19 protein-coding genes are annotated in these 16,948 nt (G+C 44.5%); 18 read left to right on the plus strand and 1 reads right to left on the minus strand.

Annotation, left to right across the window (positions count from 1 at the left end; all coding sequences use genetic code 11):
• Positions 1–180 precede the first annotated feature (180 nt).
• From QGT46_RS08650 to QGT46_RS08690, 9 genes are all read left to right on the plus strand, one after another.
• The gene (locus tag QGT46_RS08650; protein WP_148459466.1) at positions 181–2,247 is read left to right on the plus strand and encodes a BglG family transcription antiterminator; all 2,067 of its coding nucleotides are present in this window, start codon (positions 181–183) and stop codon (positions 2,245–2,247) included.
• Complete coding sequence (locus tag QGT46_RS08655; protein WP_148459465.1) at positions 2,228–2,692, plus strand: PTS sugar transporter subunit IIA; 465 nt, start codon at positions 2,228–2,230, stop codon at positions 2,690–2,692. The genes QGT46_RS08650 and QGT46_RS08655 overlap by 20 nt, the downstream gene beginning before the upstream one ends.
• Before the next feature lie 50 nt (positions 2,693–2,742).
• A complete protein-coding gene (locus QGT46_RS08660) occupies positions 2,743–3,027 on the plus strand; it encodes a PTS sugar transporter subunit IIB (RefSeq protein ID WP_006566197.1) in 285 nt (94 codons plus the stop codon).
• Between the two features lie 27 nt (positions 3,028–3,054).
• Positions 3,055–4,416 carry a PTS galactitol transporter subunit IIC gene (locus tag QGT46_RS08665; RefSeq protein WP_148459464.1) on the plus strand — a complete coding sequence of 454 codons (1,362 nt, stop codon included), beginning with the start codon at positions 3,055–3,057 and terminating at the stop codon, positions 4,414–4,416.
• A gap of 12 nt (positions 4,417–4,428) precedes the next feature.
• Positions 4,429–4,935 carry a hypothetical protein gene (locus QGT46_RS08670; protein ID WP_148459463.1) on the plus strand — a complete coding sequence of 169 codons (507 nt, stop codon included), beginning with the start codon at positions 4,429–4,431 and terminating at the stop codon, positions 4,933–4,935.
• Complete coding sequence (locus tag QGT46_RS08675) at positions 4,929–5,801, plus strand: class II fructose-bisphosphate aldolase (RefSeq protein WP_148459462.1); 873 nt, start codon at positions 4,929–4,931, stop codon at positions 5,799–5,801. Before QGT46_RS08670 ends, QGT46_RS08675 begins: the two co-directional genes overlap by 7 nt.
• A 17-nt stretch (positions 5,802–5,818) precedes the next feature.
• Positions 5,819–6,340: a YjbQ family protein gene (locus tag QGT46_RS08680; protein WP_148459461.1), complete on the plus strand. Its 522-nt coding sequence runs from the start codon at positions 5,819–5,821 to the stop codon at positions 6,338–6,340.
• Between the two features lie 10 nt (positions 6,341–6,350).
• Positions 6,351–7,040: a triose-phosphate isomerase gene (locus tag QGT46_RS08685; RefSeq protein ID WP_148459460.1), complete on the plus strand. Its 690-nt coding sequence runs from the start codon at positions 6,351–6,353 to the stop codon at positions 7,038–7,040.
• Between the two features lie 219 nt (positions 7,041–7,259).
• On the plus strand, positions 7,260–8,606 hold the full coding sequence (locus tag QGT46_RS08690) for an ATP-binding protein (RefSeq protein WP_420360579.1): 1,347 nt from the start codon (positions 7,260–7,262) through the stop codon (positions 8,604–8,606).
• 97 nt (positions 8,607–8,703) lie between these two features.
• On the opposite strand, the gene QGT46_RS08695 is transcribed toward QGT46_RS08690, so the two are convergent.
• The gene (locus QGT46_RS08695) at positions 8,704–9,537 is read right to left on the minus strand and encodes a class II aldolase (RefSeq protein WP_148459458.1); all 834 of its coding nucleotides are present in this window, start codon (positions 9,535–9,537) and stop codon (positions 8,704–8,706) included.
• A 320-nt stretch (positions 9,538–9,857) separates the two neighbouring features.
• Here QGT46_RS08695 and QGT46_RS08700 point away from each other — a divergent pair, with 320 nt between their 5' ends.
• The 9 genes from QGT46_RS08700 to nadA all read left to right on the plus strand — a co-directional run bounded on the left by QGT46_RS08700 (position 9,858) and on the right by nadA (position 16,905).
• On the plus strand, positions 9,858–10,268 hold the full coding sequence (locus tag QGT46_RS08700) for a PTS sugar transporter subunit IIA (protein ID WP_148459457.1): 411 nt from the start codon (positions 9,858–9,860) through the stop codon (positions 10,266–10,268).
• Positions 10,265–10,750, plus strand: a complete 486-nt coding sequence (locus QGT46_RS08705) for a PTS sugar transporter subunit IIB (RefSeq protein WP_148459456.1) — start codon at positions 10,265–10,267, stop codon at positions 10,748–10,750. The genes QGT46_RS08700 and QGT46_RS08705 overlap by 4 nt, the downstream gene beginning before the upstream one ends.
• A gap of 15 nt (positions 10,751–10,765) precedes the next feature.
• Positions 10,766–11,560 (plus strand): PTS mannose/fructose/sorbose/N-acetylgalactosamine transporter subunit IIC, encoded by a 795-nt coding sequence (locus tag QGT46_RS08710; RefSeq protein WP_034548805.1) that lies wholly within the window; start codon positions 10,766–10,768, stop codon positions 11,558–11,560.
• Position 11,561: 1 nt separating this feature from the next.
• Positions 11,562–12,401 carry a PTS system mannose/fructose/sorbose family transporter subunit IID gene (locus QGT46_RS08715; RefSeq protein ID WP_024726460.1) on the plus strand — a complete coding sequence of 280 codons (840 nt, stop codon included), beginning with the start codon at positions 11,562–11,564 and terminating at the stop codon, positions 12,399–12,401.
• Positions 12,402–12,421: 20 nt separating this feature from the next.
• Positions 12,422–13,468, plus strand: coding sequence for a zinc-dependent alcohol dehydrogenase (locus QGT46_RS08720; protein ID WP_148459455.1), 1,047 nt, complete (start codon positions 12,422–12,424; stop codon positions 13,466–13,468).
• A gap of 3 nt (positions 13,469–13,471) precedes the next feature.
• Positions 13,472–14,959, plus strand: coding sequence for a xylulokinase (locus QGT46_RS08725; RefSeq protein WP_148459454.1), 1,488 nt, complete (start codon positions 13,472–13,474; stop codon positions 14,957–14,959).
• Positions 14,960–14,966: 7 nt separating this feature from the next.
• Positions 14,967–15,530: a DUF4428 domain-containing protein gene (locus QGT46_RS08730; RefSeq protein WP_148459453.1), complete on the plus strand. Its 564-nt coding sequence runs from the start codon at positions 14,967–14,969 to the stop codon at positions 15,528–15,530.
• 15 nt (positions 15,531–15,545) lie between these two features.
• Positions 15,546–15,803 (plus strand): HPr family phosphocarrier protein, encoded by a 258-nt coding sequence (locus tag QGT46_RS08735; RefSeq protein WP_024726464.1) that lies wholly within the window; start codon positions 15,546–15,548, stop codon positions 15,801–15,803.
• Between the two features lie 193 nt (positions 15,804–15,996).
• Positions 15,997–16,905, plus strand: coding sequence for a quinolinate synthase NadA (gene nadA / locus QGT46_RS08740; protein ID WP_024726465.1), 909 nt, complete (start codon positions 15,997–15,999; stop codon positions 16,903–16,905).
• Positions 16,906–16,948: the final 43 nt, after the last annotated feature.

Raw genomic sequence — 16,948 nt, forward strand, 5'->3', positions numbered from 1 at the left:
GTTTAATATAATCAGGGCAGAAATTCGTTTTTTGGGATTTCTGCCCTGATTTTATGTTATAGGGAGAAGGTCCGGCAGTTTTTAAATTAACCCAATTTCACGTTTTTCTATTGCATCTGATTGGACTTTTTTGTTGAATCAAATGGATTTAGAATAGAACTAAGCTCAAGGAGGAGAAAAATGAACAGGAGAAGCAATAAGATTCTGAAGGATCTGATCCTCGGTATTCATGCAGACGTTTCCGGATTAGAGGAGAAATATAATATACAGGAGAGAACGATACGGGCAGATATAAAAGAGCTGAATAAAGATCTGGAAGCATATGAGCTGCCGGTGATCGCCTCGGATCTTGACGGAAAGCTGTGGATTGACACAGATAAAAAAGTGGATATCCGGGCCTATGAGAAATTTATATCGGAGTACGACTTTTATACTTATTACCTTTCAAAAAAGGAACGTTCCACCATTCTTGCAATGATCCTTCTGAATGCCAGCGGATATGTGACGGTGGACCAGCTGAAAGAAAAGATCGGGGTCAGCCGCAATACCCTGCTTCAGGATCTTCAGGAATTGAAAATCTGGTTTAAAGAAAATGGAATGACGCTGGTATCCCAGGTAAGGAGGGGATATATTATTGAGGCATCGGAGCTGGATGTACGGAAAGGCATCTTAAAGCTTCTGGAAGTAAATGGCGATGACAATTACTATAAGAACGGATACGATCTGAGTGTTTTTTGGAATCTTCTGTTAAAAGAGGCAGACAGCCTGGAGATTTATGAGAAGATGAAAAACTGCATCCTGGAAGAAGAGGAAGAGACACAGATATTTTTTGCCGACTATTCTTTTTTTGAGGCTGTGACAGAGCTTACGATTGTAGCCAACCGGATCGTACGGAAGCATTTTCTTCCGGGGTATTTCACCAACGAATGGAAATATTTAAAAGAAGGCTCCAAATACACGTTCAGCAGAGGGCTGTTCGGGAAAATTTCAGACATGTTTCAGATGGATGTGCGTGAGGTCGAAATCCTCTACTACACGGAGTGTCTGAATGGAAAAAGTTGTTTAAAGGACGATGCACAGAAAACTAATGCGCTGGAACTCAGAGTCATGATCGCGGAAACCATCTATCAGATCTCCAGCTGTTTTGGAATCGACTTTTATCTGGACTTTACTCTTTATGATTTGCTGGTGGCTCATATGCGGTCCGCGGTGCACCGGCTGAAAAACAGTGAAGTTCTGGTAAACCCGCTGAAGGATACGCTCATGCAGGATTATCCGAAGATTTTTGAGAGTGTGAAACAGCATCTCGGCTCACTGGAAGATTATGTGGGCCAGAAATTTTCGGAAGATGAAATGTCTTTTATGGTGCTGTATTTTGCCTCGGTGATGGAAAAAGAAAAGGCAGAGACAGAAAAGAGCAGGAAAGTAAAAGTGGCTCTTGTATGTGCAACCGGAAGAGGGACGGCACAATTTATGCTGGCGAAGCTGAAGACGCTGGATGATATGATCGAGATCGTCAGTATCTCTTCTTTCCATAATATGAGGGAGATCGAGAAAAACGGAACCCAGATGATCATCTCAACAATCCCGTTAGATAATGTGAAGATTCCATATGTGGAAGTGCGGTCGCCTATGCTTGAGAAAGACGATATCCTGGATATTCAGAGAAAGGTACTGGAAATACGGGAGGGAGACGGCGGAGACAGTAAAGAACGGGAGCCGGAAATCACAAGTCCGCCGGATGTCAATATTCAGGGTGCGTTCTATGATCTGCTGAATGAGCAGAGGATTCAGGTGGGATACGAGGCAAAAGATTGGGAAGACGCGGTCCGTCAGTCGGGGAATCTGCTGCATTCCACAGGCGCAGTGGAGCCTGGATACGTAGATGAAATGGTTATGAATATCAAAAGAAACGGTCCTTATATTGTCGTCTGTCCGGAAACGGCGCTGCCGCACGCAAGCGCGGAACAGGGCGTCATTGAGGAGGCGGCATCGATCCTGAGATTAAAAGAACCGATTGATTTTCACAGCGGAAACAATGATCCGGTGCGGTATGTGATCGGGATGAGCATTCAGAGCGCAAAAAGCATCAACAGCGCAATCTATGACCTGATGATGATTTTCGGGAATGAACAGATCCGCAGAATATTAGATTCTCTGCCGGATGCAGAAGCCGTTTTAAATACGATCAAACGATTAAATTCAAAATATAATGAGGAGAAAGACAATGAAAATGATAACCAGTAACACAGACAAACATTACCTTGCAGTTTCTTTGTCAGGTTCAGATGATAAAGAAGTTTTGGGAAAAATGGCTGAAGCCATGTTTCAGGAGGGATATGTAACGGAAGGATTTCATGATGCCATCATCAAACGGGAGGAGAATTTTCCGACCGGACTTCCAACCGGAGAGATCAATGTGGCGATCCCACATACAGATCCCGAATATGTAAAAAAGCCGGCCATCTGTCTGGGCGTCCTCGATCAGCCAGTAGAATTTTCCGTCATGGGAATGGAGGGTGAGAAAACCAGCGTATCTCTTTTGTTTATGCTGGCGATCAAGAAAAAAGAAGACCAGCTGGGGCTGCTCCAAAAACTCATCGAGGCGTGCCAGGATCAGGAGGTTTTAAAAGTTTTAAGATCAGGCAGTGTGGATAAGATCGATGAAGTCCTGGGTGATCTGATTGATTAACAGATAAAAAATGAACTTATTAATATTTATTATATAAAGGAGAACATATCATGAAAAAAATCTTAATTGCATGTGGATCAGGAGTCGCTACATCAACGGTTGCGAACCAGAAAATTTCAGCTTACCTGGATGAGCACGGTTTTGCGGGGAAATACAAGATCGAACAGTGTCAGGTTTCTGAAGTCGTTGAGAAATCCGGAAATGTTGATTTCTGTGTTTCTACTACTTTAGTAAGCGGTGATGTCAAATGTCCGGTGCTGGCAGGACTTCCCCTGCTGACCGGGGTAGGGCTGGACAAACTGTACGCTTCCATTTTGGAAGAGATGCAAAAGTAAAAACAGGCAGATAAAAGGAGGATTATTATGCAGGCAATTATTGATGTATTCAGCTATATTAACTCACTCGGCGCCAGTGTCATGATGCCGATCATCTTAACGATCATAGGTGTGGTTTTAGGTGCCAAATTTGGCAAGGCCCTTCGTGGAGGCCTGACGGTAGGTATCGGGTTTATCGGATTGAATCTGGTTACAGGACTGATGGGCGAAAACCTGGCTCCCGCGGTACAGCAGATGGCTCAGAGATTTGGATTGGCCCTCTCCACCGTGGATATCGGCTGGCCGGCAGCATCAGCGATCGCTTTTGGTACGACAATCGGTCTGATCATTATTCCGATCGGTCTGATCGTTAATATTGTCATGCTGCTGACCAACACGACACAGACCCTGGACGTGGATATATGGAACTACTGGCATTTTGCCTTTACCGGTTCTCTGATCTATGTTCTGACAGGAAATTTTGCTTATGGAATTATCGCAGCGATTTTAAATATGGTGATCATCATGGTAATCGGTGACTACACGGCGCCGAAAGTAGAGGAAACCCTGGGCATGCCGGGAGTGTCCCTCCCTCATGGATTTACAGCGGCATTTGTGCCGATTGCTATCGTCGTAGACAAGATCATTGACGTTATTCCGGGAGTGAAAAATATTAACATCGATATTGAAAAGCTCCAGAAACGTTTTGGTGTATTCGGAGAACCGATGCTGGTTGGAACTTTTTTGGGAATCATCATTGCAGCTCTGGCAGGAAACAATGTACAGACGGTACTGCAGATTGGTGTCACCCTCGGTGCTGTCATGGTATTGATTCCAAAAATGGCAGCATTGTTAATGGAAGGCCTCATGCCGATTTCTGATGCGGCCCAGGAATTTGTATCTTCTAAGTTTGCGAACAGAGGAAAAATTTACATCGGACTGGATTCAGCCGTAGGTGTCGGGCATCCGGTATGTTTAACGGTATCCCTGATCCTGGTTCCATTGGCAGTCTTTTTGGCAGTGATCCTTCCTGGAAATACTGTGCTTCCGATGACTGACTTATCTGTACTGCCATATATGTTTGTTCTGATCGTGCCGCTGGTAGGAGGAAACGGCTTCCGGGCCCTGATCACAGGAATCGTCTGCCTCGTTGGAGGACTTTATATTTCTACCAACCTGGCGCCGTCTATCACTGCAGTTGCAAAATCCGTAAATTTTGCCATTCCTAAGGGTGCCGCTACGATTTCTTCTATCTGTGACGGGGCAAACCCATTGTCATGGGTACTTGTAAAAGCACATTCTGTGGGAGCAGTCGGACTCATTATTGCGGTAGCAGTTGCAGTTGGATTAGCTCTGATGAACAGAAAACGAATTATCAAAGAAGCAAAAGAATTACATGCTGACGCATAAAGAAAGGTAAAAATGATGAAGAGCTACGTATATAAACCATCTCATTTTTCTATACAAATGACGGCACCCGGGATTTTTACTGCGGCCATCGGAGTGTTCTGCCTTTATCAATTTTGGGCCGCAGGATATCACCTGCTGTATTTACTGGTCTTTGGACTGTGTCTTTATAATGTTTTTAATGTATTTGTGTCACTCAGCAATCCGTCGGAAGTCCGCATTGACAGCGGGAAGACCGTAGAGTTCTGTGCCTACGGGAGGAGCCATACATATGAGATCAGTCAGATCAGCAAGTACAGCATGAGGCCGCTGGCAGGAGGAACAAAAATGTATATGACCTTTGACGGCGGCGGGATCATGAGGGGAAGATACTGGGTAAGAATTTCCGAATTTTCTGATGAAAAGGAGCTGGAAGAATTCTTTTATGATCTGGATGCACAGATCAACCCGGACTCTCTGGTCTCAAAAGCAAGGACCCAGGGACGGGAACGGTTAAAAAAAACGGGAGGATGTAAATGTTAGTTTCATTAAAAGAATTAGTTGATCAGGCCAAAATAGAAAAGAAAGCAGTTGGCGCATTTAACGGCACCACACTGGAAGCCATCCGGGGGATTGTTCAGGCGGCAGAGGAGCTGGAATGCCCGGTGATTCTGCAGCACGCCCAGAGCCATGACGAAATGATCGATCTCCATGAGATCGGACCAATTCTTAAATATTATGCTGAACGGGCAAAAGTGCCGGTAGCGCTTCATCTGGATCACGGAAGCAGCTTTGAACGCTGTGTCCAGGCACTGCATCTCGGATTTACTTCCGTCATGTATGACGCTTCCGCAAAAAGTTTTGATGATAATGTAAAGGAAACAGCAGAGATCGTTAAAATTGCCCATGCAGTTGGTGCCGGCGTGGAAGCTGAGTTAGGGCATATCTTTACTTCTCAGGTTGTTCAGGGAGAAGGTGCCGGCTCTGACGGCAAAGACGATTATGAAGATTTAGATTCCATTTATACAGATCCTGAGGCTGCAGGGGAATTTGTGGAGAAGACTGGTGTGGACTGTCTGGCTGTGGCTTTTGGAACAACCCACGGAGTGTATCTGACAGAGCCTAAACTGGATCTTCCCCGGGTTGCAGAAATCCGCGATGCGGCCGGAGTGCCTCTCGTGATGCACGGAGGGTCCGGTGTGTCGGATGAAGATTACAGGGTGGCCATTGAAAATGGTATCTGCAAGGTAAACTATTATACTTACATGAATACGGCCGGAGGAAAGGCTTCAAAAGAATACTGGGAAGATGAATCAAAACCGCTGTTTTATGATTCCATGTCCCTGGCAGCTACAGAGGCAGTCAAAGAGGATGTGAAAAAAGCGCTGAAAGTATTCCAGAAAAAATGATTTGGAGGGAAAAAAGAATGGCAGTATATAAAGATACGATCAAAGTGCAGTCACACGGCGGAACACCCACCTATATTGATGTGACTCCTGAAGTAAAAAGGGTGATTGAAGAAAGCGGGATTCAAAGCGGTCTCTGTGCGGTCATTTCTCCGCATACGACCTGCTCCGTATTTTTTGAGGAATTTGTCCACGATTATAATGAGGATGGAGACGAATTTTTGCAGGAAGACTTAAACAATGCTCTGGCAAAGATCATTCCGGATCATATAAGTGGGGACCAGTACAATTATCCGGGAGAGGAACACTACAAAGAAGTGGAAACCTGGCCGGATGTAGATTTTTGGCTTCCGGGAGGAGACAGGACCGCTTTATTCAACGGAGATGCCCATCTGAGATCTACGATTCTCGGGTCCAGTGAAGTCTTCGATGTGGAGGACGGAAAATTAGGAGTCGGTGTTACAGGATATGTCTATTTTGTAGACTTTGACCGTACGCGTCCCAGAGAAAGAAAATGTAAAATAGTTGTCATTGGAGAGTAAGGAGGAGAATATGGGAAACATGCAGTCACCGTTTTTGATTGTAAATCCAAAGTCATATTTATACGGAAACGAGAGCCTTAAATTGGCGAAGGCCGCGGATCAGGCGGCTAAAGATACCGGCCTTAAGATCATCTTCACATGCCCGTATGCAGATGTGAGAATGATTCGTGAAAATACGGAAAACATCATTGTCTGCGTACAGTCTATGGACCCGCTGGTACCCGGACGCGGAATGGGGCATGTACTTCCGGAGTCTTTGAAGGAAGCAGGAGCAGACGCAGTATTTCTGAACCATGCCGAAAACCCTAAGACGCTGTCCGACCTGCATGCATGTATCCGGCGTGCAGCCGAGCTTAATATGACTTCTATCGTATGTGCGGACACCATCACGGAAGCAAAAGCCGTGGCGTGTATGAACCCGGATGTTGTCCTGGCGGAACCGACGGATCTGATCGGAACCGGTCAGGTAGCAGACGATGCTTATACAATGGAAGCAATTAATCAGGTACGAAAAGTAAATCCTGATGTACTGGTGGTGGTTGCCTCCGGAGTCAGCACGGCGGAGGATTGTTACAACATGGTACGGCTTGGGGCTGATGGCACGGGAGGAACGTCCGGGATTTTGAATGCCCCTTCCCCGGCTGTCAGGATCAGGGAGATGGCAGAAGCGATCGTGAGGGCAGTGAAAGCTTCTGATTAGATTAAATTAATTTTAGGAATACCCATAATTTCTGCGGGCAGAAATTATGGGTATTTTTGTGCAGTGGAAAGAATGAATAATAAAAAAATAGAAAAATATGGTATAATTATAAGAATAACCCTCGCATACGAAATATTAAAGCCAAGGAGGTATTAGTCAATGCATATTAAAAAATTGTTAGGAGAGTCAACTGAATATGATAAAAAACAGGCAGTAGAAATGAGGAAACCCAAGAGCTGGCTGAAAAGCATCAGTTCATTTGCCAATGGAAACGGAGGAGTCTTAATATTTGGTGTTACCGACTGTGACGAGATCGTGGGTATCAATAATATAAAAGAGGCATCTGAATTTGTAAGCCAGAAAATAAAAGAGAGGATTGATCCGATACCTGAGATTATTGTGGAACTTCATGAGGCAGAAAATGAAAAATATATTTTAACCGTCACCGTTTTGAAAGGAAATGAAACTCCTTATTATTACAAAGGAGACGGAACGGTTGAGGCTTTTATTAGAGTTGGAAACGAATCGATATCCGCAAATGCAACCGAACTAAAAAGGCTGGTCCTTCTAGGCAGGAACTCTTCTTACGATTCACTGATTTCAGATTATGATTTTCAGGATTATGCTTTTTCAAAATTCAGAGAGAGATATAAAGAATGGAATGGAAGCAGTATATCAGAAAAAAGCTTTGCTTCTTTTGGACTTGTTGAAACAAATGGAAAGCTGACAAATGCGGGAGTGCTGCTTTCGGATCATTGCCCGATCCGCCATTCCAGGATTTTTTGTACAAGATGGAATGGTTTAGATAAAAGTGGGGGTCAGATTGATGCTTTGGATAGTGCAGAATACAGCGGCAGTCTGCTTATCCTTCTTAATGAGGGAGTCAGCTTTGTCAAAAGAAATATGAAAATATTATGGAGAAAGACTCTTAACTCAAGAATCGAGATGCCGGATTATTGCGAACGCAGTGTTTTTGAGGCATTGGTTAATGCATTGATTCATAGAGATTATTTGATTAATGGAAGCGAGGTTCACATTGATATATTTGATGACCGTCTTATGATTTATTCTCCAGGAGGAATGCCTGATGGAACGAGGGTACAGGATCGGAATATTGATACAATACCATCTACACGAAGAAATCCGGTGTTGGCAGATGTGTTTCACCGATTAGGATATATGGAACGACAGGGAAGCGGACTGAATAAAATAACGAGTGCTTATAAAAGTGCGATAAACTTTCAAGAAGGACTGGAACCCAAATTTTTTTCTGACAGAGTGGAGTTTACTGTTACGCTGAAAAATCTGAATTATAAAAGTGAAGCTAAAAGTGAAGCTAAAAGTGAAGCTAAAAGTGAAGCTAAAATTTCAGAATTGACCGATTTAGAGCGGAAATTATGCAAATATCTTCAAAAAAACCCGAGAGTTACTCAGATGGAGGTAAAGGAAAAATTTGGACTATCCAGAAGCAAGGTGCAGAGAACAATCAAAAATTTAATAGACAAAGGGTTTATAATCCGGGAAGGGTCACGGCGAAACGGAATTTGGAAAGTCCATATAAATTAAAACGACACAGGAATTTAAAAAATGACCGGTCTGTTTTTAGCAAACAGGGACACGATCCAGTTTTATAGCAATCGTGTCCCTGTTCGTTATATGCTATTTATTCATTGATAATGGTCACCAGCTCTGCCGCCTTTTTGCTGACATTTTCTATGGACTGAATGCTAAGTCCGATGACGTTCACTTCGTTATGATTCTGTTCATACGCTTCTCCAAAGGTAGAAATAAAAGCTTTTCTTAAATCAGAACCGTAATTTACCTTCAACAAGTTAAATTTCCTTGCCTTCTGGATCGTCTCAAACGGAATCCCGGAACCACCATGCATAACAAGCGGCACGGGAGAAACCTTTGAAATTTCTTCTAATAACGGAAGATCGACTTTTGGAGTCAGATCCAGGCCGTGTACATTTCCAACGGATACAGCCAAAAGATCACAGCCGGTTCTCTCGGCAAAATCTGCCACCATGGAAGGATCCGTTTTGCTGTCTGCTTCGTTTACGATATCCTCCTCTTTCCCCTGGAGGGTCCCCAATTCTGCCTCAACAGGAACTCCGTAGAAGTGGCAGTACTGTACTGCGCGTTTCACCTCCTGAATGTTTTCTTCAAACGGAAGATGAGAGGCATCGATCATAATAGAAGTAAATCCTGCATCCACACATGCTTTCACATGTTCGTAAGATTTTCCGTGATCAAGGTGAAGACCCACCGGCACATCACTGTCCTTTAAGGCATCTTTCGCAAGATATGTGATTGTGTCCGGGCTTGAGAGTCTTAAGTTATTAGAAGATATCTGAATATATCCGGGAAGTCCTGCCTTGTTCAATCCTTTGGCGATGGCATAAGTCATTTCCAGGTTTGTCGTGTTAAATGCAGGCAGGATATAATGATGGTCTTTTGCATATTTCATCAGGTCAAATCCATTTACAATTTTCATTTCCATATAGCGGCGGGGTTAAAAAAGCCGCTTCCTCCTATCTAATCTGAAATTTTTCATTTTTACCGTTCACCAGTACGTACTAAGCTTGATTCGATTATAACAGGGAAAAAGTCTGTAACTGTTTCGGTTATTGCACGAATCATGCCGCAAAATCCATTCCGGAAGAAAGAAGCTTCTGCGTAATAAATTGCGCAGTTAATCATGCAAAATGCTGGCGGAAACTGCGGCAATGATTGTGCAAATGTCTGTGAAAAACCCGGAAAGCGGCGTGGTATACTTCAATTACATCAAAGACCAGATGAAAAGGAGGGAAAAAGATGAAGGTCATTGCAGTATCCCACGGCAGCTATTCAAAAGGGCTGGTGGAAAGTACCCAGATGCTCGTGGGCGAACAGGAGGATTTGGTAGCATATGGGCTGTTCCCCGAACAGACAGTAGCAACTTTAACGGAAAAACTGAAAGCGGAGATTGATCAAACCGAAGATGGAGAAGAGATCCTGTTCGTATCTGATCTGTTCCACGGAAGTCCGTTCAATGCGATTGTTTCTTTAATGGAGCATCATGACATATATCACGTGACGGGAATTAACCTGCCATTAATGGTAGAGGTAATGATGGGGCGCTATGCGGGAAAAAATGCGGCAGAGATTTGCGCAGGGCTCATAGAAGCGGCGCCGGGAACAGTAAAAGACGTAAGAAAGTTATTTGAGGAGGTAGATGAGGAATGAAAAATGTCGTGTTAGCCAGAGTCGATGACAGGCTGATTCATGGAGAAGTTGTCTCTGTATGGACTCCGAGCTTAAATGTCAACAGGATCATCGTAGTGGATGACGAAGTTGCGGCAGACAAATTCAACAAACGGGTCATCAAAGCCCTTGCTCCAAATGGTGTTAAGGTAAATGTATACGGGACCGAAAAAGGAGCGGAGGTTCTTAAAAAAGATCCGAAGGAAGCAGGAGAGAGGGTTATGATCCTCACAAAAACACCCATTACATATGACCGCATGACGGATCTGGGTCTTGAGATTAAGGACGTTAACCTCGGCGGAATGGGACTTAGAGGAGAAAGAACACCGTTTATCAAAAATGTAGCCTGTGATCCGGATGAGATCACCGCGATTAAAAACCTGATGGCAAAGAACGTGCATGTTTATTATCAGCTCGTCCCTGAACAGCAGGTGATTGAAGTTACCGGATACTTGGATAAATAGAAGGAGGAAGTATATATGGAAAAGATGACCATCATACAGGCAGCCTTATGCGGGGTTGTTTACTGGCTGGCAGTTGGAAACCTGCCGTTTGTAGGCCTTTGGTCCTTACAGAGACCGCTGGTCTGCGGTATGATCACCGGCTTAATTCTGGGCCATCCGGTACAGGGAGCCGTGATCGGTGCAACCATTAACTTAGTTTATTTGGGATTCATGTCGGCGGGAGGAAGTATGCCTGCAGATATGGGACTGGCAGGAGTCTTGGGAACAGCCTATGCGATCGTCGGCGGTTTGGACACCGATACCGCTTTGGCGCTGGCAGTACCGATCGGTATTCTTGGAACGATTGTCTGGGCAGGACGTATGACCTTTGACTGCTTCTTTGTACATATTGCAGATAAGTATATAGAAAAAGAACAGTATAACAAAATCTGGCGGGCAAATGTCTTATTTCCTCAGATCATGTGTTTTCTCATGACGGCAATCCCGTGTGCTCTCGCCGCATACTTTGGGTCTAACTATATCCAGGGAATCCTGAATATGTTAAGCGGAAAAGTACTGACTGTCTTCCAGATCATTGGTGGTTTAATGCCTGCACTCGGAATCGCGATTACACTGCAGTACATCTTCAAAGGGGAATCAAAAGTATTTCTGTTTGCAGGGTTCTTATTGGCTGTATACTCAAAGCTTCCATTACTGACATTGGGTATCATCGCATTGCTCGTGGCAGTTGTATACGTTCAGGTCACCTCTGCTATGGAACCGGCAGAAGCAGCAGTTATTGATGATGAAGATGATGAGGAGGACGACTAAGATGGAAAATAAAAAGAAAAGTTTGATCCCAAAGGCCGCCTTGATTAAAGCCTGGTTCATTTGGGAGACATTTCCCCAGACATGCTATAACTATGAAAGAATGATGGGGCAGGTTGTTGCCCACATGTTTTCGGCAATCATTAATTTCCTGTATAAAGATAACCCGGCAAAGCGCAAAGAGGTCATGAAACGGGAAATTGAATTCTTCAATGTACATATTGAGTTCGGTGCATGTATCCTTGGTATGGCGGTTGCCCTGGAAGAACAAAAGGCCATGGGTGAAGAGATACCCGATGAATTTATCACGAACTTAAAAACTTCTCTGATGGGGCCTTTAGCCGGTATGGGTGATACCATCTGGCAGGGCGTGGTAATCCCGATTCTTTTAGCGGTATGTATCGACTTAACCCGTTCCGGAAGCGGAAATATATGGGGAGCCATCATATACGCAGTTGTGATTATTGCAGCCGCATATGGCCTGAGTTACTGGAACTTTATGTTCGGCTATAAAGCCGGAAGTGAGGCAATCATGGACTTCCTTGAAAAGGGAATCCTCAATAAATTGATCAAAGGTGCTTCCATCATGGGATGCATGGTAATGGGCGGCCTGGTGGTCAACTATGTAAAGGCAAGCTGCGGACTTAAAGTGGTAAGTTCCACATCTACTTATGACATTCAGACGAGCTTTCTGGACGCAATCTGTCCAAGCATCCTTCCGCTTGCAGTGACCATGCTCGTTTACTATCTGATGAACAAGAGAAGATGGTCTTCACTGAAAATCATCGGGCTGATCGTTGTAATCGGTGTGGTAGGCGGAGCCACCGGAATCCTGGCATATTAAGTTCAGAAAGAGTGAGAAAGATGAAAGCAATCATATTAAATCAACCAAAAGATTTTGCCGTCAAAGAGATTGAATTACCGGAGTTAAAAGAAGGCGAGGTGCTGATCCGGATCAAGGATTCCGGCATCTGTACCAACGATGTACGGGACTTTAATGGAGACTGCAGTTACAGCTACCCAAGGATCGGCGGACATGAGTACTGTGGAGTGATCGAGGAACTTGGAAGCGGAGTCAATAAGAAACGTTTCTCTAAGGGACAGAAAGTGGTCCAATATATCATTGACGACTGCAGGGAATGTTTCTTCTGCAAGCATGGGGAAGAAAACATCTGTGAAGAACATCCGAAGAGCAAAATTTTCACAAACCCGGACGGATTGTCAGGATACGGCGGATTTGCAGAATTTGTTGTGGCAAAAGCAGAAGACCTGTTTGTATATCCGGACAGTACATCGTTTGAAAAAATGGCATTTACCGAGCCTTTGGCATGTGTAGTCAACAGTATCACCCGTACAAATATTCAGTTTGGAGATGATGTGGCTGTCATCGGAGGCGGTACCATGGGCATGCTTCACGTAATGCTTGCCAAATTAAAGGGAGCCAGAGTGATTTTAAGTGAGCCGCTTAAGGAGCGAAGAGACAGGGCGCAGAAGCTTGGATGTGACGATGTAATCGATCCGATGGCGGAGGATGCCGCTGAAAAGGTAAAAAAACTCACCGGCGGCAGAGGTGCCCAGGTGGTATTCAATACGACAGCGATCCCGGCCATTGCGGCTCAGGCTGTGGAAATGACTTCCCCCGGAGGCATGAGCGTCATGTTCAGCTCCATGCATCCAAACAATCCGGTGCCGGTAGATATGGGAGCCGTGCATTCTTACCAGAAGACAGTCACAGGCGCCGTTAGTCCGACCATTACATCTTTCCACCAGGCGGTACAGCTGATTGGAAAAGGGCTGATCGACCCAACCGTTCTGACGGAACAGATTTTTGATTACCGGGACTTTGGCAAAGCCATTGAGGCGGCAATGAAACCGGATACATATAAAGTGATCCTCAGATTTGGAGAATAGCAAATGGAACAGTATATTGGAATTGATATAGGGACTTCTTCTGCAAAGCTGACGCTGATCGACGGAGCGGGAGAGATCAGGAGAGAAAGCAGCAGAGAGTATGAAATTTCACAGCCAAAACCGGGATGGAAGGAGATTGATCCCGAAATCTGGATGAATGCGGTGGAAGAAGCCATGGCGGAACTTCTTTCAGGAGAAGATCCGGAGCACATCGGAGCCATTGGTGTCACGGGACAGATGCATACCGCAGTATTTCTTGGATGGGACGGAGCGCCTATACGCCCGGCATTGATGTGGAATGACACAAGGACCATGGATCTTGTAAAGGAAACAAAAGAAAAGATCTATAAGGTCCCGGAAGTTTCCTATATCTCCAATATCATTTCCACCGGAAGCCCGGCAATTAACCTGCTGTGGCTGAAGAAAAATGAACCGGAACATTTTCAGAAGATGAAGACATTTTTGATCGGACCGGATTATATCGTTTTTCGGCTTACGGGGCAGTGTCAGACTGATTATTGTGAGGCATCCACTTCTTCTCTATTTGATTTAAAGACAGGAACATGGTCTTCGGAGATCCGGAAAATCTTAGGGTTTCCGGAGGACATTTATCCAAAGGTAAAAGGAAGCGGAGAGACGGCAGGATATGTGGCCGAAGTCTGGAGGCGAAAATTCGGCTTCAAAAAGCAGGTAAAAGTGATTGTCGGCACCGGAGATAATCCGGCAGCAGCCATATCCACAGGATGCTTTTCCAATATGTATCCGGTCCTTTCGCTTGGAACATCCGGTGTCCTGATGTTCCCGAAGGAAAAGATAGAGTTTGGGGCAAAAGGAAAAAATATTATGTTTTCTGTGGATGGTGAAAACACCGTGATTCTGGTCCAGGGTGTGGTACAGTCATCGGGAAGCAGTTTTGGCTGGTGGGTCAGACAGATTCTTAAAACAGATGATTTTTCCGCTGAGACTGACGGAGTGGATCTTTCAAAACTCGGAGAAAACAATCTGATCTTTTATCCGCACCTTGCAGGTGACAAGACGATCTATGGAGACCCGGCTCTGAGGGGAGCTTTGATCGGCATCGGAACTGAAACTGCAAGACAGGAGATAACGGCTGCAGTCATGGAAGGGATTTGTTTTGGTGTGAGACAGCTTACAGAAGTCATGCACGTTGGACGGACTGCGCTTCAGAATCTGAAAGTGACCGGCGGAGGCTCCAAAAATGAAGTATGGATGCAGATTCTTGCGGATGTCCTGAATACGAGAGTAGAACAGCTGGAAAGCGGGACCGGAGCGGGATATGGCATAGCGCTCATGGCAGCCGCAGCTGCAGGGCAGGACGTAACACTTGAGCAGATGGTTGGCAGGACCGTTCGGATTAAAAAATGTTTTAACCCAAGAAAATATAATGCGGGGCTTTATGAAATCAAATACCAGAAGTATAAAAAGATATATGGGGCGCTGTCAGAAGTGCTCCGTGAGCAGAAAGGGTGATTTGGAAATGGGGACATGTGATATCTGTGATGCACCTTTGGGAATGTTTAAGAAATTTCGATATGCGGAAGGGTATATCTGCAAAGAATGTTATGAAAAGGCCAGCAACTATTTTACAGAGACGATCGCAAAGAAAAGTTATGGTGAAATCAGGGAGTTGTGCGAAAGGAAGAGTGAACTTTCAGAGGACTTTGAAATTACAGGGCGGATCGGGAATTATATTTTGATGGATGAGAAAAACAGAAAGGTCTGCCTTCTCAATAACCGCATTAACCAAAAGCAGGTTTCAGAGCCGGAGTTTTATTCGCTGGATTGGATCAGCAGGTGTCGGATCGATTACAGACCTTTTATGTCTCTTGAAGAACTGGAACATAAGATCAAGGCAAAAGAGGCGGGTACGATTCAATACCTGAAGGTTTTGATCAAACTCCGGGATGGCCGGGAGAAACAGATTTCTTTGTTCTCAAATCCCGTCAGGATCAAAAGCTTTGCAATGAAACAGTCCTTCTCATTTGCAAAACGGATCGCGGAAGAAATCGAAAGGCTGAGAGGTGAATCTGTCCAGGTATGATCAGGGAGGAAAAAGATGAAGCAGTTTGATTTTGAGGTGCAGTCACCCGTTGGGATCCATGCGCGTCCGGCTGTACTGCTGGTGGAGAAGGCGCGGACGTACCAGAGCAAAATAACTCTGGAAAAGGGATCTCAGAGAGCGAATGCCAAAAATATGATATCTCTTCTGACACTCAGGGCTCATCAGCATGAAGTAGTAACCTTTATCATAGATGGTGCGGATGAGAAAAAGGCAGAAGAGGAATTGAAAGAATTTTGTATTCATAATCTCTAAGAAGACAGCATCTTTATCAACGGAATCGGCGGCGTTGATAAGGATGCTGTTTTAAGTATTTTGTTGTTATAAGTTAAGCATTTATGCCGGAAACTCCCTCTAAATACTTGATAACAATTGATCAAAGTGGTATATTTAATCTTAATATGGAATCATATCAGTTGGGATAATTCCCTTGCTAAGGAGGAAAAGGATGGACAACCTCGCAAAAGAGATTGAAGATTTAAAAAGAGAAAGAAATGCGGTCTTATTGGCCCATTATTATGTAGATGATGCTGTACAGGCAATTGCGGATTATGTTGGGGATTCGTATTACCTCGCAAAGGTAGCGCTGAATGAGTCGAAAGATGTGATTTGTTTTGCCGGTGTAAGCTTTATGGGAGAAAGTGCAAAGATCCTGAATCCTGACAGGACTGTGATCATGCCGGACCAGCTGGCTGACTGTCCGATGGCCCATATGGTAGACTTGGACAAGATCCGGAAAGTAAGAGAAGAGTATGATGATCTGGCAGTGGTCTGTTATATAAATTCCACGGCAGAGATCAAGTCTTATTCGGATGTCTGTGTGACATCTTCCAATGCCATGAAGATTGTAAAGGCTCTGCCTCAGAAGAATATTTTCTTTATTCCAGATGAAAACCTGGGAAGATATATCGGATCAAAAATACCGGAGAAGAACTTTATTTACAATGACGGATTCTGTCATGTACATACAAGCATTACCGCAGACAATGTTAAGAAAGCCAAGGAAGCACATCCGGATGCAGAGATCCTTGTACATCCTGAGTGTACGATGGATGTAGTGGAACTGGCCGACTATGTAGGGAGCACATCCGGGATCATCGATTATGCCACTGCATCTGATGCGGACAAGTTTATCATCTGTACAGAGATGGGGGTATTATACGAACTTAAGCAGAAGAATCCGAATAAGACATTTTATTCTGTGGGACACAGACAGTTCTGTCCGAACATGAAGAGGATCACCCTTGAAAATGTCAGAGACACACTCAGAGATATGAAAAATCAGGTGGAATTGGATGAGACACTGCGTCTTGACGCAAAGAAAGCGTTGGATAAGATGCTGCGTATTGCTCAGTAGATAAAAAGCAGCCGTTTATCCGGGGGAAAGGATTATTTTTAAT

Origin of the sequence: Anaerostipes faecis (genome assembly GCF_910574135.1) — a bacterium.
In the GTDB taxonomy this organism is placed as follows: Bacteria; Bacillota; Clostridia; order Lachnospirales; family Lachnospiraceae; genus Anaerostipes; species Anaerostipes hominis.